Genomic DNA, 22842 nt, shown 5'->3' on the forward strand with positions numbered 1-22842 from the left:
ATAACGGGATTGCACCCGGTCCCAGACTACTTAACAGGCAAAATATGCTTGTTGTTCCTCCAGACAGCTCCAGACTGTAATTCAAAGGGGCTTGTTATCGGTTCACACCACCCACCGACTCTCTGAAAATACAAAGCTTGCCTTCTACTGATGTCTTTCTGCGCTTTTTTTGATATCCAATTGAATCTATTTATATCACAAGCACATTTCAAAAGTCAAATCCTTGCGGAAAAATTGCTCTCAAGTATAAGCGCATTCAAAATCGCCAAATTGTGCTATAATAATTCCGTTAAAAGGAGGATTATCGTCGATGGTTGAGGAGATCAAAAAGAAAACTGTAAAAAAGCATCCACCCCGTAGATCCTGGTTCCGCAGGTTCGGCTCCGTAGTCAAGTGGATGTTTATTCTTGGCATACTGGGCATTCTGTTTGCCAGTGGCGCTGTGGCAGGTTACGTCACTTCTATAGTGAAAGAAGACCCTGTCCGCTCCGAGCAATTCATTCAACAACAAATTAGCCAGAACTCTATCACTGGATTCGCTTATTTCCGTGATGGAAGCCCTATCGGCCAGCTCCGTACCGAAGAAGACCGCAGGCTCATTGAATACAACAATATCCCCCAGCTTATCATTGATGCAGTTCTTGCAATAGAGGACAATAATTTCTATGAGCACAATGGCGTAGATTTCAAGGGTACCTTACGTGCCGTCAAGCAAAAGCTGCTGAACGAGTCCGTTCAGACTGGGGGCAGTACGCTTACCCAACAACTCGCAAGACGTGTATTCCTTAGTCTGGACCGGACAGAAGACCGCAAAGTGAAGGAGATTTTATTATCACTGAGACTTGAACGCTTCTTATCCAAGCAAGAAATTCTAACAGCATATCTGAACAAGGTTCCCTTTGGTAATGGCTCTAACGGCTACAACTTATTTGGGATTAAAGCAGCATCCAAAGGAATATTCGGTCAGGATAATCTGGACAAACTGAATATAGCCCAAGCTGCGTATTTAGCAGGTCTACCTCAGCTGCCATCCGCTTATTCCGCCTTCAACGGACTGGGCGAGTTCAATGAAACGGCATTCAACAGGGCCTTGGAACGGCAGCATCTTGTACTTCGCCGGATGCTGGAGGAGAATAAAATCACTACCTCCCAATATGACGAGGCTCTCGCTTTCGATATCAAGAGCTCTCTGGCACCGTATACGAAGAAGGCTTATGCTACCTATCCTTACCTGATGCTGGAAACAGAACGCAAAGCAGCCGAAATTCTTCTGACCCTGAACAACGGGAAGGCAGATGTGACAGGCACTGCTAGTGCCGTCAGTACAGATAGTACTGCCGCTGTTACGGTTGGTACTGATGATAGTGCAGCTCGTCTAGAGGAGGCACGGCAGCAGTTAATGACTGGTGGTTACCGGGTCTACACCACAATTGACAAGAAAGTTTACAGTGCCATGCATAGCATCTCGGAAGACAGTAATAACTTTACAAAAGACAGCAAAGCCAGAGGCAAGGAACAGACAGCTGGCATTATGATCGACAACAAAACCGGGGCAATCCTCGGGATGATCGAAGGCCGCGACTTTAAAATTGAGCAGATGAACTACGCAACGCAAATGGTCCGTCAGCCCGGCTCTACCATGAAGCCAATTGCTGCCTATTTACCTGCCCTTGACGCGGGCCTAATCCAGCCTGCTGGCATTCTGGATGATGCACCTATTATTCTGAAGGATGGTACCAAAGGCTTCCACATCCCGAAAAATGCCAACAATCGCTATCAGGGTCTGGTCACCGCACGTTATGCGCTTAACAAATCATTAAATTTGCCAGCACTTAAGCTGTTTAATGACAAGGTTGGGATAGATAATTCTTGGGCCTTTGCCAAAAAGCTGGGGATTACAACGATTACGGATGATGATTACAACGCGCAGACAGGAGTTATCGGTGGACTACGTTACGGCGTATCTGTCGAAGAATTAACTAATGCCTACTCTGCAATTGGCAATCAGGGCGCATTTAATGATGCCTATATGATTGAGAAGATCGTGGATTCGGAAGGAAAGATCGTGTACCAACATAAGGTGAACCCTGAACAGGTATTCTCCAAGCAGACCGCTTTTCTGATGACTGACATGCTGCGAACCGTAATTACGGAAGGTACCGCCAGTGTAGTCAAAAGCAAATATAAACATTTCAACGATGTTCCAATCGTCGGCAAAACTGGCTCAACCCAGAACTATGGAGACGTCTGGTTTATGGGCTATACTCCGGACGTTACACTTGGAATGTGGGTAGGTTATAAGGAACAGATCAATACCCTTCAGGGAGATACTCAGAAACATCAGGCTCAGACTTTATGGACCAAGGTTATGAATGCAGTTATTAATAAACAACCACAGATCTTTGTGACGAAGAAATTTCCACAGCCTGAAGGCATCGTCAAAAAGACAGTTTCCGCCTACAGCGGCAAGCTTCCTACTGCACTGACCGACAAATTTACCACAGACCTTTTTAATGTGAAATATGTACCCACAGAAAGTGATGACGGCATCTCCAAAGCTAAATATATTACTTATAATGGCGTCAATTATATCCCGCTGGATGGAACGCCCGAGGATTTCCTGAAGGAACAGATTGTGGTCAAGCGCGAAAAGCCGATTCAGGATCTGGTCAAAGAACTGATGGCCGCCTTCCCTGCTATGAAAGAGCATGAACCGATAGCATATTATATGCCAGCTGATGCGAAGACAGATTATCCTACTGAGGTTGATCCACGTGTGGATGATGGCACAGCCCCAACAGCACCGCGTAATGTCAGAGTCTCCTATAGCACTGGTAAAGCTGTAATCAGCTTCACGCCAAGCGGCTCATCGGATGTTGTGGGTTACAGATTATACCGTTCCTTAAACGGTGGAGCTTTCCAGAAACAGGCTGTTCTTATGGCAGGTGAGACTTTGGTATTCCAACCTGGAACTCCTTCTAGTGTCAATGCTACATTTTATGTAACTGCCGTGGATGTGGCCGGTCATGAGACGGCTTCGGGCAGTGTAGCTGGCGGGGCTACGCCGACACCGGAGGTTACACCAAGCCCAGAAGTGCTGCCTGAGACAACACCAACACCTGGAACTGAGATCCTTCCCGGAGGAATTCCAGATGATCCTGGAATGATCATAGTGCCGCCTGCTGGAACTACGGATACGACTACGAATGGTGGAAATGCACAGGCCACAACAAATTCTGCAGGTAATACTGCAGAAAAACATTAATAAGCAAAATAGATTTTTCAATTAGTCTAAGATCTCTATACTCGTTTCAATACTAGCAAGATCAAAACCCAGCAAGTCTCCCGTTTGGAGACTTGCTGGGTTTTGTTTTCGTTCTATTACGTCTTATTGATATTTCGTCGCGCTAATCCTCTATAGTCGATAAATCTCCAGCTGGAAGATGCAGCTCCCATGCCTTCAGCACCCGGCGCATAATTTTGCCTGAACGGGTCTTGGGCAACTTATCCTTGAATTCGATCTCTCGGGGGCTGCATGCGCTGATAGTCCCGCTTTGACAAAAGCAGCGATTTCTTCTTTTAATGCTACCGTTGGAAGATACCCCTCCCGCAAAGATATGAAGGCCTTGATAATCTCCCCCCGAATAGCATCGGGTTTACCAATTACACCAGCCTCAGCTACAGCTGGGTGCTCCACCAGCTTGCTCTCTACCTCAAAGGGACCGATACGCTCACCAGAAGAATTGATGACATCATCGATTCTTCCTTGGAACCAGAAATACCCCTCTTCATCCATATAGGCTGAATCACCAGAAATATACCAGCCGGGAATACGAAAGTATTCCTCATACTTTGCCGGGTTGTTCCAAATGGTACTCATCATAGAAGGCCATGGCGTTTGGATTGCCAGATTGCCCATCGAATAGGGTGGCAGAACATTGCCGCGATCATCCAGAATTGCAGCTTGGATACCAGGCAACGGACGACCCATAGAGCCCGGTTTGATGTCCATCCCTGGATAATTGCAGATCAGCTGTGCGCCAGTCTCCGTCATCCACCACGTATCATGGATACGCTGGTGATATACTTTTTCTCCCCAACGTACTACTTCAGGGTTAAGCGGTTCACCCACAGACAGCACGTGGCGCAGACTGCTCAAATCAGTTCCCTGCAGGCTGCTCTCCCCTGCCCCCATTAACATGCGGAATGCAGTCGGAGCACTATACCATACAGTCACTGCATTGCGCTTAATCGTCTTATACCAGTCCTGCGGACTAAAGCGCCCGCCTCTAACTACATTGGTCACACCATTCAGCCAAGGGGCGAAAATCCCGTAAGAAGTTCCCGTGACCCAGCCCGGATCTGCTGTGCACCAGTAAATATCATCTGGCCGTAGATCCAGTACTATTTTGCCGGTATAATAATGTTGAATCATTGCTCTTTGCACATGGTAGACACCTTTGGGTTTTCCTGTCGAACCACTTGTATAATGCATAATTAGACCATCGTCCAAACCTAACCATTCCAAATCCAGCTCTGTTGAGGCTGCGGTCATTTCTTCTTCATATCCAAAGATTCCCTGTGCGGGCTCCGAAACACCACCTACCAGAAAAATATGGCGCAGTGCAGGCAATTCGTCACGCTTTACCCGATGTAATAATTCAGGTGTCGTCACGAGCGCTACAGCCCCGCTATCCTCCAATCGATCCTTGACGGCTGACTCCATGAATGCCTCAAACAAAGGTCCGGCTACAGCCCCAACTTTAAGTATGCCAAGCAGGCTAAAATAGAGCTCAGGCTGGCGTGGCATAAATATAAATACCCGCTCTCCCTTGCCGATGCCATATTTACGCAAGACATTTCCGAACTGATTTGATCTTTCCCGCAGATCGGCAAATGTATAGGATTCTTCCCGCACAGCATCACTGTATAGCAGGGCGGTTGACTCACCCCGTCCTTCGAGGACGTGACGATCGACTGCCTCGTAGGCCATATTCACCTTACCGGTTTCATACCAAGAGAAACTTCGCTCTACGTCCTCCCACTCAAAATGGGTTACAGCCTGCGTGTAATCAGGCATATTAGAGCTCATGCCACGGCTTGGCAAAATTTCACTATGGACTTGACCCATCACTCTTGCCTCCCTCACTTTTTTGATTTAAGCTCTAAGGGTGAGAATCTTCTCTTAATTAATGATGTCAATATGCTTATTGTGAATTTTTTATGTCCAAATCAGTATATCACAGGAAGCGTTTACATTCCATAATTTATGCAGACTGAAGGGAGCTTTGGCCATGGAACATTACAAAATCCCCATTTCTCATACGCTTGGATACGCCGATAGAACAATTACGGTGAGCGGACCGCGTTCTCCTGAGACTCTGGAGGGCCTCAGCATGCATAAAGACCTTGATGCCTTTCGTAGTCCACGTGAACAGTTAGAAGCCCTTATAGAGATCGCCAGACTGCCTGAAGGCCGTGTAATCGCGGCTACTGAGAATCAAACCATTATAGGCTATGTCACTTTTCATTATCCGGATGAGCTTGAACTTTGGTCGCAAGGGGGTATGAAGGATCTTATTGAGCTGGGCGCAATAGAAGTAGCAAATGATTATAGGGGGATGGGACTTGGAAGGCTGCTCATTTCTACCTCTTTTGAACAGAAGCAGTTGGAGAATTGTATCGTGTTCACTACTGAATATTATTGGCACTGGGATCTGCGTGGAAGCGGACTAGATGTGTGGGCTTACCGCCAAATGATGGAGAAGCTAATGAAGACGGTAGATATGGTCTGGTACGCTACTGACGATCCGGAAATCTGTTCACACCCTGCCAACTGCCTAATGGTTCGTATTGGCCATGAGGTTCCCCTGTCTTCGCAGGAGACCTTTGACAGAGTGCGTTTCAGACAACGTTTTATGTATTGAATGTTCACAAAGAATTGATTACATCGCCTTCAGCATGTACTCCAATATGGCATGAGAGCGCTCAGATGCTTCTACAGTAAATTCCCGGAAATTCACATGCGCAGATCCATCTGCCTTGTCCGACATGGAACGAATCACTACAAAAGGAGTGTCGTACATATAACATACCTGCGCCACTGCTGCCCCTTCCATCTCGGCACATGCTCCGTCCAACTCTTTTCGCAGTTCGGCAACAACATCAGCACTAGCGATAAACTGATCCCCGGAGAGCACCTTGCCAATCAGATACTTTTGCTTAAGTTCTACGCAAGCCTGCTCAGCGAGCAGTACCAACGCCGGATCTGCGGAAAAAGCAGACACTTCCTGATACGGAATAATGCCTTTTGGGTAGCCAAGTGCTGTAACATCCATATCATGCTGCATACAGCTTGACGATATAACAATGTCTCCTATGTTCAATTCAGGGTGCACTGCTCCTGCTACACCAGTAAACAGGACCTGGGAGGCCCCGAACGTATCGAGCAGAATTTGTGTGGTTACCGCTGCATTCACTTTACCAACCCCGCATTTGCAAAGCACAACAGACTTACCGAATAGGGTTCCGGTATAATAACTGATTCCAGCCTTAACCACTGTCATCCTTTCCTCCATACCCTCTAGTAGCAGCTTAATCTCTTCATCCATCGCACCTATCAAACCAATAATCCTAGGCATATGTACACCGCTCCCCATTTATTTACTATGTAAAAAGCATAAAAAGCTCCAAAAGGAGCTTTCCGCCGAACATTTATTAAATTCTCTATTTACTTATTCAAGTGATTTACGGACAAACGCAGAATCGTCTCATGCGGCAAAATAACCCGCGGATTCTCGACTGTTTCTTTCTTCATCAGCTTCGTCAGAAGTCTCATAGCTACCGCACCTAAATCGTACATAGGCTGTGCTACAGTAGTGAGCAAAGGACGAACCATGGAAGCCATACGAATATTATCCACACTTATGATTGAGAAATCATCTGGAACCTTCAGACCTTCATCCTGAATACTATGGATAGCGCCAATCGCCATCTCATCTGTTGCAGCAAAAATGGCTGTCGGCTTATGCTTCAGACCGAGGAAATACTTCATAGCTTCAACACCGGATTCGTAACGATAGTTACCAATACGAACCAGATCCTCTTGGTACTCGATTCCAGCCGCTTCAAGCGCTTTCTTATACCCTTGGAACCGTGCATAGCCATTCGCAGGATCCTGCAGCGTACCGCTAATCATCGCGATCTCACGGTGGCCGTGACGGATCAATGTATTCACAGCATCAAACGCAGCAGTTTCGTGATCGATATCAACAGAAGGATAATTCCCTTGTTCATCGCTGGTAGCACACAATACAATCGGAACTGAGGAAGTCTGAAAAGCCTGGATATGTTCTTGCGTTACTGTTCCGCCCATGAAGAGCAGCCCGTCCACTTGTTTCTCTAAAAGAGTATTAATAACACGAATTTCCTTCTCTTTACGCTTATCGGCATTACACAATATAATATTGTAGTGGTACATATTGGCGATATCTTCAATCCCACGTGCAATTTCTGCAAAAATCGAGTTTGAAATATCTGGAATGACAACCCCAACGGTTGTCGTTTTCTTACTGGCGAGTCCTCTCGCCACGGCATTTGGACGATAGCCCAAACGTTCAATCGCTTCAAAAACTTTCTTCCTAGTCTGCGGTTTCACGTTCGGGTTATTATTCACAACCCGTGATACCGTAGCCATAGATACGCCTGCTTCTCGAGCTACATCGTAAATGGTTACCGTCAAATTACTCTCTCCATTGCGATAAATTTTATCGTTCGACTAATTAAAATTATGATACGACACTTTGTACAATTGTGCAATGATAACGCTTCATTTTCCTTTCAAAATTTCTTTCAAGGCTGAAGTCACCATCCGAAAACGAGGTTTTGCCCATTTTTAGTTTCCAATTCTAGCAATGGTTTCCATCCCCTTTGCAACAATAATGTATCTTCTTTCTATCGTAACAAAAAGTGCGTGAAAAATCCAACATTCGTGAAAGATTTTCATTGTTTTTGCAGAAAATTCTTTCATTTGGCACTTTCTGCCGATTGATAGGTCAATTGAGATAGTCTAAGCCCTGTGTCTTCCATCCATTTCTGATCTGCACAATCACCTGCGAACCTAAACACATCAAGTAATAAATCAATACGGCCTTGTATGGACTTCCGGATGGCTTCGTCGAGTTCTGGAATACCACCTGTAATGAAGCCGGAGAAAGTTTCCTTCAGAACACTGGCCCATTCATTTCTTTCCGTAAAAGAAACAGACCTTCTTGTCCAAGACTCTTCCAGCTCTTCAATTAACTTTCCCAAATCTCGTTTGATGCAAGGCAAAGGTTCATAACGAGCACACTCCTGGCAAGTATATACCGGAACATGATTAATTTTCACTTTTGAGCTATAGATCAGCGTATGCATATGTATGGTCATGACACCACCGCAATTACACGACTTCTTCATTAGATTTTCTCTATTCATTTCTCACACCTCAAGCATGAAATTTATAAGAATTCGTAAGTTAGCCTTTTCAAGGGCTATATTCGACCTCCTCTCTTTAAAACCCTTCTCATTTGCATAAAATGATTTATTTACCAAAAATTCAAAGTGTTATCTCCCTAAAGATGACTTCATATTTTAAATTTGATAGAATGAAAAAGTTGAAGTTAATCGAAGGGAGTTGCACAGAATGAGACTAGCCGGCAAAAAGGTCATCGCACTCGTAGACGATGAATTTGAGGATTTGGAGCTCTGGTACCCCGTGTACCGGGTCAGAGAAGAAGGTGCCGAGGTTCATCTGGCAGGACTCGAAAAAGATAAAACTTATGTAGGTAAATACGGTGTGCCTGCCAAGGCAGAGTATTCCTGGGACGAGCTTAATGCCGCCGATTATGATGGCATCTTAGTTCCTGGTGGATGGGCGCCTGATAAAATTCGCCGCTATAGCGCAGTGCTAAAGCTAGTGCAGGATTTCAATACTGCCAAGAAACCAATTGGCCAAATCTGCCACGCCGGATGGGTGCTGATTTCCGCCAAAATATTGGAGGGTGTTACTGTTACCTCCACTCCGGGTATCCGCGATGATATGGAAAATGCTGGAGCGATCTGGAAAGATGAAGCGGTCGTCACAGATGGACACATCATCTCTGCCCGCCGCCCGCCGGACCTCCCGCCTTATGGCAAAGCCTTCTGTGATGCGCTTGCGGGGGAATAACTACCGATCCAATATTTACTAATGTGGAAAAGCCTCTCTTGAGATCACGTTTACCGTGAGCAAGAGAGGCTTTTTACACTATTTGATTATCGTTGCCCGTGTCCAGTGAAAATAAAGTATTAGACTCGACTGTGTTGATTCGCGCAGGTTCAGCGTCTTAGAAAGCGCCAGGTCAGCTTAAATAAGTATTTGACTTACTCAATTATAAAACCAGCGACAGCTGGACCGAAAAAATAAAGTCCTAGACTGCCGCTGGTTTATTTAACTATCGTTCACCGTTAGAATTCCTGTAAACTGAATCATTTCGAGGGAGCGTAACGATTAGTTAATCGAACTCTCAATTAACATCTGATTTCGACGGAAAGTGATTGTTCCTAATGTTAAGTCAACAGAAACTCTACTACTTCAGCCTTCAGCGTTTCGTGAAATTGCACGCGATCAAAGCCGGGCGGGTCTTGCGAGGGAGGAAAGGCTGGTGAAATCATCTCAGTTGGGAAAGGAGTCAGGAAGGAATAATGTCCGGCATTCTCCACCGTCCGATAGCGAATCATTTGCGGTTCAGCAACACTATTCATGATGATCTGCGCGTGAAAAGGAGGTGTGTAAGGGTCTTGCTCGGCATCCAACATGAGAATAGGGAGCCGAACATTGCTTAATGCTCCCTCATTACGGAACCAAACGGACGCCGGTGCTAGCAAAATCAGGGACCGGATGCGTGAATCATATGGAACATCGATCTGCTGCGGCTTCCCATCCGGGCTCTCAGTAGGGAAGGAGGTCGGGATGCCGCCAGCTGCTGCAAGCGCGGTGTAGCCCCCCATGGAATGCCCGATGACCGAATGGCCTCCCGGCTGGAGAAGCCCCTTAAACCTCTCATCTTCAAAAAACCAGTCGGCTGCCATGCGAAGGTGCCGGGGGCGATAGGTGAGGTTTTGGACAGTACCTTCCAAACTATTATCGTTGCGGTTATTGAATGGATGTTCGAGCAGGCCAACGATAAAGCCGCTGCGCGCTAAATGCCGAGCGAGCGACCGGTACACAAGCGGTGAACCGCCTGTACCGTGTGAAATGAGGACTAGCCTAAATTTTCCATCCAGCGGCGCTGCGTCTCTGGCCACCTCCAACGAGTACGGCCCTATCCTATCAGTCTGTTCCGGTGCATCTGTCGGATACATCACGATCATGGGAACGGTCACCCTCAATGCGTTGTCGGTAATTTGTACCTCGCAGCAACCTGCATATACTTCAACAATGTCTTCTATTTTGTTCATCTTGATTTCTTCCTCTCCTTGAGCTACATGCTCCTAATATGGCGAGCCAACGGGAATATATATGTCTAATACCGAATCCTCGTTCATCGGACCTAGATATCGATGGTCGTAACGCACAAACTCCGGGCAATTCGTACGAACGCTGCCTGACTGGGGTAACCACGTTTCATAAATGTACTGGAACGTATCGTTGAGTCTCGATAATGTCCCCTTATGAGTAAAAACCGCATAAGTTACCACTGGGAGCAGCTTAGCGACCATTCCCAAGGGAACTACCCTCTCCTCGCTAGCCACCTCGACACAAGCGATATACGTGATTTCCCATTGCCTACCTGTAAGTTCAATGACCGCATAAAATATGTCTTCCGTATCCGGCTTTCGCTCAATTTCAAACAAACGCTGCCTAAAGCTCCGCCATAGCTTTCCGACCTCGTCCGAATTGACACCCGGTATTGACATGCCGACCAGATGCAGCTTATTCAGGCAGACAAAAGCTGGCACGAGGGAGACGCTCTTATTCAAATGCTGTAGCCCCACTTCATCCAAAGGAAGCTTCTCCATTGCCCGGAACAGCGTGTCCTTCATGTCCCTTTGCTTTCGAAATTGTCCAGGCGAGATGGAGAACATTTTCCAAAAGGCTCGGGCGAAGGATTCCTGAGACTCGAACCGGTACAGGATGGCAATATCTATGATCCTTTGGTTGGTATAAAATAAATCGTATGCTGCTTGTGTCAATCTCCGCTTGCGTATGTACTCCGAGACGGAGTTTCTCGTAACCGATAGGAAGATCCGGTGAAAATGGTACGGCGAATAGCCCGCAGCCTCCTTAACCTTGGTGCTTAAGCTCTCATCGGTCAGATGATCCTCAATATAGGTAATGGCCTTGATTACCAAATCCTTATAATTCACTTTAATGCCTCCATATCGATATACTCATTTTACGACAGATGGAACGCTCTGTTTTGATATTTTTTGCGGAATTTTACTTTACTCAACAGCTAACACTACTTTCCAAACGCAGATAGTTTCCTGATCAGCCACACTCTTCGGTTCGCCAAAAGAGCGACCTCTGGCAATTGCTCAGTCTCGCTGGTTTTAAACAAATCTGCCCGTCCCTCGGTTAATGATACATCGTTAGTCTAAGACTTTATTTTCTTTCTTCAGCCCGATTGTCTATATGATCTGTAAGGAGGCTTTTCCCATATCCAGCCTGAGGTCACTTCTCATGTCCATCATTTCGTTGTCATACCGAGCAGGCTCTGTTGCTCCACTCCGCTTTCTGCATTTCAATTCATCATTGCAGCAATTGATCACAATTCGAATGATCCAAGGTGTAAACCGCTCGGGTCTTTCAGGCTTTTGCGTTTAATCCATGCTCTGCAGGTAGCCTCCTGCAGAACTTCCAGTGCGTCAGACTCACTCCGCAGATAGCTGTAGGCAATCCCATATAGTTTCCTTTTTTGTAAAGATACCCGTTCGAAGAAGAGCTCTTCTTGACTAGCAAGCAGCTCCTTGCCCATTATTATATTGTCCATTGCCTATTGGCCCTCCCTGCTTTCCTTCCCCAAACGAAACAGCTTTTCTTATTCTCTATTAATTGACTGTGCTGACAGGCAAACGGTTTTATTTTTTTGTAATGATTTGTAATAATAGTGACAAATGCAAAAGGCCCGGCATATGTGCCGAGCCTTCTTTTGTAATTGCTGTAAGAATTCTTTGCAGTTTTAGGTCTAAGAAGTTTTCTCCTTGGACTCCCCGTTGGCACCGAGCGTAGCCCCACTTCTCTCGGAAAAGGCCCCAAGCTGTTCTTCCGTCTCAGAGCTTGTACGATTGCGGAAACAAGCAACGGCAACTCTTCTGGCATCGGAAGCCACAGTGTTCAGCGCGCGATGCTTCACTCGCAGCAGTGCCTGTGGCGACATGCTTAGCTCGCTGATTCCCAGTTCCAGCCAGAGCGGCAAAGAGCGCTCATCCGCGGCCATTTCACCGCAGACACTAACATCGATTCCTGCATTCCGCGCTGCTTCTACGGTCATACGGATCATTCGTAAAACTGCCGGATGATATGGATGGTACATGTGAGCGATTTGTTCATTCATCCGGTCTACAGCCAGTACATATTGCACTAAATCATTCGTACCAATACTGAAAAAATCCACTTCTTCAGCCAGCAGATCAGCAATCATAACCGCTGCCGGAACTTCGATCATGATCCCTACAGGCATATTCCGATTAAATGGAATACCTCGCTGTTCCAGCTCTTCCTTTACCTCATCCAGCATCGCTTTAGCTGCCTGAACTTCATCTACCGAAGATATCATCGGGAACATCATCTTCACATTGCCGTATGCACTGGCCCGCATAATCGCGGTCAGTTGGGTCTTGAACATGTCCTTACGATCCAAGCTGATCCGGATAGCACGATAACCCAGGAAGGGGTTCTGCTCCTCCGGAAGCTGGAAATAATCCAGATGCTTGTCTCCCCCAATGTCTAGCGTCCGGATGACTACGGTGCTGCTGCCAACCTTTTCAGCTACGAGCTTGTACACCTCAAACTGCTCCTCTTCCGTAGGAAAAGTATTACGATCCATATATAGAAACTCCGTACGAAATAGTCCAACACCTTCCGCTCCGTACTTCTGTGCCAAGTTCAGTTCCTTGACCGAGCTGATATTGCCTACCAGTCGTAAGGTAACCCCATCTTTGGTGATGGCCTCCACTGTAGCGAGCTGCTCCAGCTGTTCTCTCTTTTTATGCTGCTTATCACGCATGGATGCAAATTTAATGACCGTTGTCTCATCAGGATGCAGTTGTACTGCCCCCGTCTCGCCGTCAAGAACGAGCATGTCCCCGGTCTGAATCGGATTCACCAGCTTATTCTCAAGGCCTGCTACAAGCGGGATACCTAGAGCTCGAGCCATTATGGACGAATGAGAGGTCTTACCACCCATCATAGTCACGATTCCAAGAACATAAGTAGGGTTCAAATGAGCTAACTGGGAAGGCGAAAGCTCTTTCGCTACTAGAATATACGGCTGAGTATCGGATGGTAAAATAACCTCCGGCGCACCCAGCAGATGCTTTAACAGACGGTTGCCGACATCCTTGATATCCACCGCCCGTTCCTTCATATATTCATCGTCTAGTAGATCGAACATCGCTACAAAGTGATCAATGGCTTCCTTGACAGCCACCTCTGCAGCCTTGTACTGGCGCTCAATAATACCCCGAATTTCACTCATAAACACCGGATCATCCAGAATAGCCAGATGAGCGTCAAAGATGCTTGATTCCTCCGGACCCACGATCTCCCTGAATTCTCGCTTAATAAATTCAATTTCGTCTTTGGAGGTGCGGATACCTTCGTACAAACGCTCAAACTCATTAGCCAGATCAACAGCATTCACTTGTGTATCCGGCAGACTCCATTCCCAATTCGGCAAGACAAAGGCCTTTCCGATGGCAACACCTGCTGAGGCGCCTATGCCTTGAATCATGCTTCTATCCCTCCAACGTTACTTTCATGTAATACAACAGACATTACAGATGACTGCCCCTTTTTAACATTTTTGAATGGAGCATAGCTCCAGGATTTTACTCGGTCAGGATTCGTAATCACCATCGGTGTCGCCAGTGAAGCAGCATGTTCACGCAAGAAATCCACATCGAATCTAACGAGCAGCTGTCCTGGCTCTACACTGTCCCCTTCCTTCACAACCGCCTCAAACGGCCCCTTAAGCTGCGAAGTATCGATACCTATATGCATAAGCACTTCCAGCCCTTCAGGCGTTGAGATGCCCACGGCGTGCATTGTAGGGTACACATGCATGACCTTACCGAATACCGGTGAGACAAGCTCTCCTTTATCTGGTAGAAAAGCCACACCATCACCCACCAGCTTCGCAGCAAAAATATGATCCGGCACTTCCTCAATCCGCAGCATTCTGCCTTGCACCGGAGAACTGAACAGTACCTGCGGCAAGTCCCGAAGCAAGAGCTTATTAATCTCCTCACGGATAAGCTCCGAATACGTTCCGAACACCACCTGTACATTACCTCCGCCAAGCTTAATAATTCCCGCAGAGCCCAGTCCTTTTAGCGCACCTGTATCGATTAAACGGTCATTATGCACGGTAAGCCTCAGACGGGTAATACAAGCCTGCACCTGAACGATATTTTCCTTCCCGCCAAGCGCTTCCAACACAAGAGGTGCCTGATAAGGAATATTACCCGCCCAATCTCCAAGCTCAGATCCTTCTTCACGCCCAGGTGTTGGGATCTGAAAGCGGCGGATCGCCCAACGAAACAAATTATAATAAATAATACCGTATCCAATGCCAATCGGAATCAGTAGCCAAGCCCGCTGTGACAAGTGCAGATTGAGGAAGAAATCAATCGCCCCAGCCGAATAGGAGAATCCATGATGAATCCCTAGCGAGTAAGTCAGAACCATGGCAAGACCGGACATTACAGTATGCAGAATAAATAAAGGTGGTGAAGCGAACAAGAAAGCAAACTCAATCTGTTCAGAGACACCAGTCAGGAAGCAGACTAATGCGGCACGCAAAAAAGTCTTTTTAATCTTTGGCTTCAAATCCTCGCGCGCTTCCTGAATAATAGCAAAAGCAATTGCGGGCAGAGCAAACATCATAATTGGATACAGTCCGGCCATAAAAATACCCGCCGTAGGGTCTCCAGCAAAAAAACGTGGCAAATCCCCCTGCACAACAGCACTGCCATCAGGAGTAGTATAGGTACCCAATTGAAACCAGAATACATTATTGAGAATATGATGCAGACCAAAAGCTGTCAACACCCTGTACAATACCCCATACACAAAAACACCAAACCCACCCGTACGTAAAATGTCCTGAAATAGGACATCCAAAACGTTCTGCAGCAGCGGTGCAACACCCAGCATTACCCAGGCAAACAGCGCTGAAAACAAACCCATAAACAGCAAAACAAAACGAGACCCTCCAAAAAACTGGATCGCCTCCGGAAGCTTAATATGTTTAAATCGGTTATGAGCCACACCCGCCACTATTCCGAGCATAATTCCTATTAAAGTTGCAGGCTGGATATGTCCGTCTCCCATATTGGTAACGATCCGGTCATAAGTAAACATCCCTGCCAGCGCTGCCAGTCCAGCCGGTCCGGCCTGATTGGACAATCCCCACGCTACCCCGACCGCGAACAAATAAGGCATAAAGTAAAAAATCCCTTGCCCCGCGTAAGTTGCCACTTCGGATACCGAAGAAAGTCCCCATGCAGACCACGGTAAGCTGCCCAGACTTAGCAGAATGGCTGCTGCTGGCAATACCATGGTAGGAAGCATAATGGCTCTGCCCAACTGCTGCAATGATCCGAGCCAATTCAAGGTGACCCTCTCCTTTCATACTATATTGAATGGTAAGCGCTGCAGGAGTTTTTGTCAAAAGAATATGAAAGCAATTTAATCCATCAGACTCGCAAATTCTATACGGGATATATCAAAACCGAAATTTGATGTAAATTTACTTTTTTGTCCATTTGGAGCTCCTTCATTAACGTCAAAGAAGACTTCTAATGTATTTTGTGCAATAGAATCGCAATATAATTACTAGAAACCGTGTTCTATTGTATTTTGTACAGTAGAATTTTATTGACTCACCTAAAATAGGGAAATCTACTCATTTCTACTGCATAAAATGCAATCAAAACATTATTATTGTGATTTTCGCTAAATTCTATTGTACATAATGCAATCACATTTTGCAGGAGTTGAAATTATTAATGAATAACCCCTATCATTCGTATCAACAGTGGCGTTACCAAGTTTGGTCTGGATTTATCGCTTTTAACTCATAATATCTAATGCCTTTCCCTCCTACTATAGGTTGAAGCAAACCCTTATCACTTAATCCGCCTAGCAGTTTGCGAGCTGTCCGAAAGTTAATGCTGAAATGATCTGCTACATCCTTTGGTCGAATCGCTCTTCCTAGACGCCAAGCCAATCGCAATACTTCTTTTTCACCTGACAATGACAATATATCAACACCTGTTGATTTACGAGCTAAATAAGGAGCTAATACCAGTTGCAACAGCATCCGGCATACCTCGGGGCGTTGTTGAATATCGTCAAAAGAAAAATGCAGCATTCGCCAACCCATGCCTGTAAGAAAGGTATCCCGATTTAGCGCATAGCTAAATTTCTCCCGATCCATATCTTTCACATGGCTCTGATAACCATCACATTCAATTCCGAAACGGCCCCCATTCTGCGGCAGATAGGCAAAATCCAGAAATTGCGATTTACGATTCCAGTCGTATATCTCATATTCCGGATGCAAGTGCTCCAGCGACTCAAATAACGGCCACCAAACGTTCTGCAAGAAGAGCTTCTCCGCAAAATTATGGCCCCTAAGTAGTCTACCCTTCCGCTCGCCCGTTCTTGCCTGCGAATGCTGCTCAATAAATAGGTTGTGTGCTTCATCAAATTCCATAGCTTATTCCCTCCCCTAAAATAAAAAAACGCCCTCAACCGCAATGTAGACATGCGGTAAAGGACGTTCTTCGTCTGGCTAAAGTATAGCATTCGAACATCTTGCTGGAAATGAAATTCACGATCAGCTACAAATGTTACGAACAACTGATATTGCTGTTACGTAGTTTAGGTTCTGATTAGTTTCAAAACTGCCACAGCTTTCGAACTTCAAGCCCGGCTGCGCCCGTGCATGGTGATGGCTTCTTCGACCTTGATGCAGCGGTCCATAATTGCAATCATGCCGTGTTCGGCAGCGATATCAGCGGCTTCCTGGCTGATAACACCCTGCTGCAGCCACAATACACGTGCACCAATATCAGCGGCTTCCTGGGCAACCTCTGCACAGAATTCGCTGCGGCGGAACACGTTGACGATATCAACAGGCTCCGGGATTTCTGCTAAAGTGTGATAGCATTTCTCGCCCAGAATATCTCCATCTACTGATGGATTAACCGGAATAATACGGTAGCCGCGACTTTGCATAGCACCTGCAACCATATAAGAGGTGCGATCTGTTTTATCGGACAGACCGACAACTGCGATGTTACCGGCTGAAGCGAGAATATCGCCGATCTGCTCCCGAGTAGGGTTCTCAAAGCTCATATTAACAACACCTTCCCTTAATGAGTATTTGTACTATTATTCTACCCATTCCACATTCGCGCCAAGCGCACGCAGATGGTCAAAAAATTGCGGGTAAGACTTCGCAACATGGTGTGCGTCCTTAATAACCAGTGGCAGGCGGGCACGCAAGCCCACAACGGTCAACGCCATAATGACCCGATGATCATAATGCGCATTAATCGTGACGCCGCCTTCGACGCCCTCCGGCATGCCATGGACGATAATCTCGTCACGCCGCTCTTCTACATTGGCTCCTGCACGGGTCAGCTCCGCCAAGTAATCGGTAATGCGGTCGCATTCCTTATAGCGCAGATTCTCCACATTATAAAAGCGTGACGTTCCTTCTGCAAATACAGCAGCAGCCACCATCGCCAATACGGCATCAGTTGCCGCATCTCCGTCAAACTCAATCGCCTTTAATTTGCCGTTCCCCTGCACATGAACTGTGCCTTCTTGATGGGTGAGCGGTACTTCCATCATACGCAACACATCGACAATCGCTTTTTCCCCCTGCTTGCTATGCTCGGCCAGCCGGTGAATCTTCACATCCGACTTCGTAACCGCTGCTGCCGCAAGCACTGCCGCAGAACCTGGATAGTCACCCTGTACCGTATAGGACTTGGCAGCATAGGCTTGGCGTCCAGGAACCTTGAAGGACATATAATCTTCAGCCGCGTGAACCACGATTCCAGCCTGCTCCAGTACTTCGAGCGTCTGCCCTACAACTACCTTCGACTTCAGATCATCAAGAACGATGATCTCACTATCCTCCTGCAGCAAGGGCGTCAGAAAGAGTAAAGCACTGAGATACTGAGAGCTAACCGCGCCTGAAACGGTGATTCGTCCTCCAGTTGGATGGCCGCCCCGAATGGTAATCGGCAGCCGTCCAGCATTATGCTCCACTTCCACTCCAAGCTGACCGAGGGCTGTAATCAGGTCATCATGCGGCCGTTTACCCAAAGAGTCCGGGTATGTATTCACGAAAGTAACCTCAGGACTAAGGGCTGCTACAGCCATCAAAAACCGCAGAACCGCACCTGCATTGCCTACATTCAGCTCTTTAACATCACGAGGATGGCGTCCAAAACCTTGAATGACTATTTTCTCATCATCTTCAGTAAGTACCGCTCCCAGATCCGCAATACAGCGGCGGATGGCATCACTGTCCTCGCTATGAGCAGGGTGGTAGATCGTGCTGACTCCTTCAGACAGGGCTGCAACAAGCAGGTAGCGTGTTGTATAATTTTTGGAAGAGAGGGCTCCAAATTCTCCTTGTAATGCTGGCGTTGGCCTAACAATAACGTCCATAATCTAAACTCTCCTTAGTAATTATAGTCTGCAGCTGTAAATCTGATCTGAATGATCATATTCGGTCAGCATATGTAGTGCTTCGTTTGACAGGGTATTCTGCACATGTGTTATCATTAGAGCATTCTGCTGAGGAAAAGAGGTCACAACCATGAATGATATCCCGCAAATCACGGCGCAGGAACTGCGTCTACGTCTCAAGACAGGTGAGAACCTTATTCTGATCGACGTTCGTGAAGATGAAGAAGTCGCCCTGGGGATGATCCCCGGTGCACAGCATATTCCTATGGGTGAAATCCCGCAGCGTACTGAGGATATTCCGGCAGATGCCGAGGTCATCTTCATTTGCCGCTCCGGCGCCCGAAGCCAGCGCGTCTGTGAATATCTGCAGCAGTTTGGTTATAACACAGCCACTAACTTAAGTGGCGGAATGATTGAATGGAATGAAACTCTGGAAGATTAGCATAACATGCGAATGTGCTTAAAAGCTCAACCGCGGTAATGCAGTAAAATATGTTGCGACACTTGTGCCGCACTCAGTCCCGTTGTATCGACCGTGCAATGCGCGAAACGGTAAGCCTCACGCCTAGACTCCATGATGCGTCTGACCCGTTCTTCCGCATTGCCGGCGAGCAGCGGTCGGTTATGATCTCCGCTAACACGGGCAATAATCTCTTCTACTGCTGCTGTTAAAGCAACAACAAGGCCTTTATCCAGCATTAATGAAGTATTCCCCGGTGCCAATACCGCACCCCCACCTGTCGAAATCACTCTTCGCTCAGCCTGCAGGACACGTTTCAGTACAATTGTTTCTACATTCCTGAAGTATTCTTCACCCTGATCTGCGAAGATCTCGGCAATAGTCCTGCCTTCCGTCTCGACAATAACCTGATCCACATCGACCAGCTCATAAGCCAATTCTTCAGCCAAAAGAGCACCAACTGTCGTCTTGCCTGTAGCCATCATACCAACCAAGATGATGTTCTTATTGCCTTTTATATTGCTTAAGCTTTCTAATTCTTCTGGATCTCCAGCCATGACTACCCTCCAACCGCGACATTTGTCATATCATAACACAGGGTCAAAAAAACAAAAAGACCCGAAAAGCCCGCTATTTCTCACGAAGCCTTTCGGGCCGCTGATTGCGGCTATCTCAACATATAAGAATTTATATGTTTCACACGACAACTTATCCTTATATTTCTCGAAGAAACGGATGCCGCCTCTTTCAAAGGACGGCGAAGCCGTTTCTTCTTGATACTGTTACTCTGCCAACCAGTTGTGGTGGAAGACGCCTTCTTTGTCCACACGTTTAAAGGTGTGCGCTCCGAAATAATCACGTTGTGCCTGAAGCAGGTTCGCTGGCAGGCGTGCTGTACGGTAGCTGTCATAGTAAGCCAAAGCACTTGCAAAACCTGGTACTGGAACACCAAGTGTTACAGCTGAGGCAATTACTTTACGCCATGCAGTTTGGTATGAACCCATGATGTCATTAAAGAATGGATCGAGCAGCAGGTTCTTCAGCTCTGCGTTGTTCGCATAAGCATCCGTGATGTTCTGCAGGAAACGGGAACGGATAATACAACCACCGCGCCAGATTTTAGCGAGCTCACCATATTTAAGATTCCAGCCATATTCGTCGGAAGCTACACGAAGCTGTGCGAAGCCTTGCGCGTAAGATACGATCTTGCTCGCGAACAATGCTTTACGCACGTTCTCGATAAATTCAGCTTTGTCGCCCTGGAATGGCTCGTTAGTAGGACCGTTCAGAACTTTACTTGCTTCTACACGTTCGTCCTTCATAGCTGAGAGGAAACGTGAGAATACAGATTCAGTAATCATGGACAAAGGCACGCCAAGATCAAGTGAGCTTTGGCTTGTCCATTTGCCGGTACCTTTTTGACCTGCGGAATCCAGAATTACGTCAACCATAGGTTTGCCGGTTTCTTTATCATATTGCGCAAAAATATCTGTAGTAATCTCGATCAAATAGCTGTCGAGTTCGCCTTTATTCCACTCTTCAAAGATATCATGAAGCTCTTTCGCATCCAGACCAAGTACATCCTTGAGCAATTGATAAGCTTCGCAGATCAGCTGCATGTCGCCATACTCGATGCCGTTGTGCACCATTTTAACGTAGTGGCCCGCACCGTCAGGTCCGATATATGTACAGCAAGGCTCTCCGTCCACTTTGGCCGAGATCGCCGTAAGAATTGGTTCTACAAGCTTATACGCACTTTCTTGACCACCTGGCATAATGGAAGGTCCTTTAAGGGCTCCTTCTTCACCACCGGAAACACCGGTACCGATGAAACGGAAGCCTTGATCTTCCAGATCTTTGCTGCGACGAACTGTATCAGGGAAGTAGGCGTTACCTCCATCGATAATAATATCACCTTGATCCAGAAACGGCAGAAGCTGTTCGATCGTTGAGTCGGTTGCTTTACCCGCCTGAACCATGATCAGGATTTTGCGCGGTGTTTCGAGTGATTCAACAAATTCCTCGATGGTAAAAGCACCCGTGAGGTTCTTACCTTCCGCTTCGCCAAGAAGATCATGTGTCTTCTCCGGGGAACGGTTAAATACTGAAACGCTAAAGCCTTTGCTCTCGATATTCAGAGCCAAATTCTTGCCCATTACCGCTAAGCCAATGACGCCGATTTGTTGTTTTGCCATCTGGTCCTCCACCCTTTGCACCCTATATTTTTGTGAAATCCATTTCTCGCAGCACTAGAAGAAACGGCTTCACCGTCCTTTACCGGGGACGATACCCGTTTCTCGTCAAAATATAAGCTAAGTATGACTCAGGCTTATACTTGCTTATATTAAAGAATACCACCCTTTGTCAGAGACAGCAAAGTCAGACTGCAAAATGAGATCAATTTCATTGACAAAGACCTAAAAGTCAAGGAGATTGTATCACAATGACTATTTTAACGTATTTAGCAGCAGAAGTGAACCCCCGTGTGTAAATTATGTCACAAAACAAAGACACCCCAATCTTACAGGGTGTCTCTGATAGCGACTGTTGCCCATTAACTCACCATTCCAACATGCCTAATTCTTTGGTCAAAAAGGTAAGCTTCCTCGTACATTCATCCACTAGATCCTGATCCTTCACCTTCAGTGCCTCATTCAGCCGATCCAGTTGCTCGTCAACATCTACTCTACACTGGAGAATTCGTTCTTCTCCCTCAACAGAGTAATAGAGCTTTGTTAGTTCCTGATCCGAAAGCAACGGACCTTTCTGATACAACACACGCTGTTGATACCCTGATATCTCTACCAGACGGATTACTTCACCGAATAAAATGTTCTCAATAATAATCTGGCGGTCACGGAAACGCTTGACGATGGCGTGTCCGCGCATGTCACCAATCAGTTTCTCCATCCATTCGGAGAGACGTGCATCGCGGATCATATAGTCTCCTACCAGCTTATAACCATCCTTGATCCGTTGAAAGCGCAGCTTCACCAACTTGCGTCCAGTACGTACCGAAATAACAAAGATACTTTCGTTCTCGCTCCAATAAAGGGAATAGCCTTCTTGGATCAGATCTTTTATAAGGTCCTGAATATGCTGTCTATCGAAGCGCAACTCCAGATTACAATACTCCACCTCATCGTTTTTGTTCAAGGCAATCCCCCCTCACAGCTATACGCCAGCATGAGCCAGCTTCGCTTAAACTTAGAGTGATACTGTCCGCAGGACCTCCACTAGAAATGAATTGATTTTGCGTTCGTCTTACACTTATTTTATACTTCAGTTTATGTAGCGGTAACTTGGTTTATTGACTATTTTTACCCGCAACACACCTTTTCCAAACCCTTTAGCAGAACTTTTGTTGCGTTTGGGTACTTGGATGGGTTATTAAATAAAGAGGTTTCTATAAAGAAAGCCGCTG

18 protein-coding genes, 1 pseudogene and 1 other annotated feature (1 of these 20 only partly in view) are annotated in these 22842 nt (G+C 46.5%); of the genes and pseudogenes, 4 read left to right on the forward strand and 15 right to left on the reverse strand.

Annotation, left to right across the window (positions count from 1 at the left end; genetic code table 11):
• Positions 1-170 (reverse strand) — a binding site (T-box leader); it reaches 91 nt to the left of the window's first position.
• A gap of 140 nt (positions 171-310) precedes the next feature.
• Positions 311-3265, forward strand: a complete 2955-nt coding sequence (locus H1230_RS20415) for a transglycosylase domain-containing protein (RefSeq protein WP_239711735.1) — start codon at positions 311-313, stop codon at positions 3263-3265.
• A gap of 142 nt (positions 3266-3407) precedes the next feature.
• On the opposite strand, the pseudogene acsA reads toward H1230_RS20415, so the two are convergent.
• A pseudogene (gene acsA, locus H1230_RS20420) lies at positions 3408-5131 on the reverse strand (acetate--CoA ligase).
• A gap of 163 nt (positions 5132-5294) precedes the next feature.
• Between acsA and H1230_RS20425 the strand changes: the two are divergent.
• Positions 5295-5927 (forward strand): GNAT family N-acetyltransferase, encoded by a 633-nt coding sequence (locus H1230_RS20425; protein WP_239711736.1) that lies wholly within the window; start codon positions 5295-5297, stop codon positions 5925-5927.
• 18 nt (positions 5928-5945) lie between these two features.
• Here the strand turns inward: H1230_RS20425 and H1230_RS20430 are convergent, their stop codons facing one another.
• The 3 genes from H1230_RS20430 to H1230_RS20440 form a co-directional block, all read right to left on the reverse strand.
• A complete protein-coding gene (locus H1230_RS20430) occupies positions 5946-6641 on the reverse strand; it encodes a 5'-methylthioadenosine/adenosylhomocysteine nucleosidase (protein WP_239711737.1) in 696 nt (231 codons plus the stop codon).
• An 89-nt stretch (positions 6642-6730) separates the two neighbouring features.
• Complete coding sequence (ccpA, locus tag H1230_RS20435; RefSeq protein WP_239711738.1) at positions 6731-7741, reverse strand: catabolite control protein A; 1011 nt, start codon at positions 7739-7741, stop codon at positions 6731-6733.
• A 284-nt stretch (positions 7742-8025) separates the two neighbouring features.
• Positions 8026-8475 carry a hypothetical protein gene (locus tag H1230_RS20440; RefSeq protein ID WP_239711739.1) on the reverse strand — a complete coding sequence of 150 codons (450 nt, stop codon included), beginning with the start codon at positions 8473-8475 and terminating at the stop codon, positions 8026-8028.
• A gap of 208 nt (positions 8476-8683) precedes the next feature.
• Here H1230_RS20440 and H1230_RS20445 point away from each other — a divergent pair, with 208 nt between their 5' ends.
• The gene (locus tag H1230_RS20445) at positions 8684-9208 is read left to right on the forward strand and encodes a type 1 glutamine amidotransferase domain-containing protein (protein ID WP_154117537.1); all 525 of its coding nucleotides are present in this window, start codon (positions 8684-8686) and stop codon (positions 9206-9208) included.
• A gap of 380 nt (positions 9209-9588) precedes the next feature.
• Here the strand turns inward: H1230_RS20445 and H1230_RS20450 are convergent, their stop codons facing one another.
• The 8 genes from H1230_RS20450 to aroA all read right to left on the reverse strand — a co-directional run bounded on the left by H1230_RS20450 (position 9589) and on the right by aroA (position 18937).
• Positions 9589-10479, reverse strand: a complete 891-nt coding sequence (locus tag H1230_RS20450) for an alpha/beta hydrolase family protein (RefSeq protein WP_239711740.1) — start codon at positions 10477-10479, stop codon at positions 9589-9591.
• A gap of 33 nt (positions 10480-10512) precedes the next feature.
• Entirely contained in the window at positions 10513-11388 is an 876-nt protein-coding gene (locus H1230_RS20455; RefSeq protein WP_239711741.1) for a GyrI-like domain-containing protein, read from the reverse strand.
• A 401-nt stretch (positions 11389-11789) separates the two neighbouring features.
• Positions 11790-12014, reverse strand: a complete 225-nt coding sequence (locus tag H1230_RS20460) for a sigma factor (protein WP_239711742.1) — start codon at positions 12012-12014, stop codon at positions 11790-11792.
• Between the two features lie 195 nt (positions 12015-12209).
• The gene (gene ptsP / locus H1230_RS20465) at positions 12210-13976 is read right to left on the reverse strand and encodes a phosphoenolpyruvate--protein phosphotransferase (protein WP_239711743.1); all 1767 of its coding nucleotides are present in this window, start codon (positions 13974-13976) and stop codon (positions 12210-12212) included.
• The gene (locus H1230_RS20470; protein ID WP_239711744.1) at positions 13973-15859 is read right to left on the reverse strand and encodes a glucose PTS transporter subunit IIA; all 1887 of its coding nucleotides are present in this window, start codon (positions 15857-15859) and stop codon (positions 13973-13975) included. The genes ptsP and H1230_RS20470 overlap by 4 nt, the downstream gene beginning before the upstream one ends.
• Positions 15860-16289: 430 nt before the next feature.
• Complete coding sequence (locus H1230_RS20475; protein ID WP_239711745.1) at positions 16290-16964, reverse strand: endonuclease domain-containing protein; 675 nt, start codon at positions 16962-16964, stop codon at positions 16290-16292.
• Positions 16965-17173: 209 nt separating this feature from the next.
• Complete coding sequence (locus H1230_RS20480) at positions 17174-17608, reverse strand: CoA-binding protein (RefSeq protein WP_239711746.1); 435 nt, start codon at positions 17606-17608, stop codon at positions 17174-17176.
• Positions 17609-17644: 36 nt separating this feature from the next.
• Positions 17645-18937 carry a 3-phosphoshikimate 1-carboxyvinyltransferase gene (aroA, locus tag H1230_RS20485; RefSeq protein ID WP_239711747.1) on the reverse strand — a complete coding sequence of 431 codons (1293 nt, stop codon included), beginning with the start codon at positions 18935-18937 and terminating at the stop codon, positions 17645-17647.
• Positions 18938-19088: 151 nt separating this feature from the next.
• Between aroA and H1230_RS20490 the strand changes: the two genes are divergently transcribed.
• Complete coding sequence (locus H1230_RS20490) at positions 19089-19400, forward strand: rhodanese-like domain-containing protein (protein ID WP_239711748.1); 312 nt, start codon at positions 19089-19091, stop codon at positions 19398-19400.
• A gap of 26 nt (positions 19401-19426) precedes the next feature.
• On the opposite strand, the gene H1230_RS20495 is transcribed toward H1230_RS20490, so the two are convergent.
• The 3 genes from H1230_RS20495 to H1230_RS20505 form a co-directional block, all read right to left on the reverse strand.
• Positions 19427-19975, reverse strand: coding sequence for a shikimate kinase (locus H1230_RS20495; RefSeq protein WP_239711749.1), 549 nt, complete (start codon positions 19973-19975; stop codon positions 19427-19429).
• 225 nt (positions 19976-20200) lie between these two features.
• The gene (gene gndA, locus H1230_RS20500; RefSeq protein WP_239711750.1) at positions 20201-21613 is read right to left on the reverse strand and encodes an NADP-dependent phosphogluconate dehydrogenase; all 1413 of its coding nucleotides are present in this window, start codon (positions 21611-21613) and stop codon (positions 20201-20203) included.
• Positions 21614-21977: 364 nt separating this feature from the next.
• A complete protein-coding gene (locus tag H1230_RS20505) occupies positions 21978-22574 on the reverse strand; it encodes a hypothetical protein (RefSeq protein WP_239711751.1) in 597 nt (198 codons plus the stop codon).
• Positions 22575-22842 lie beyond the last annotated feature (268 nt).

It is taken from the genome of Paenibacillus sp. 19GGS1-52, assembly GCF_022369515.1.
Classification (GTDB): domain Bacteria; phylum Bacillota; class Bacilli; order Paenibacillales; family Paenibacillaceae; genus Paenibacillus_AQ.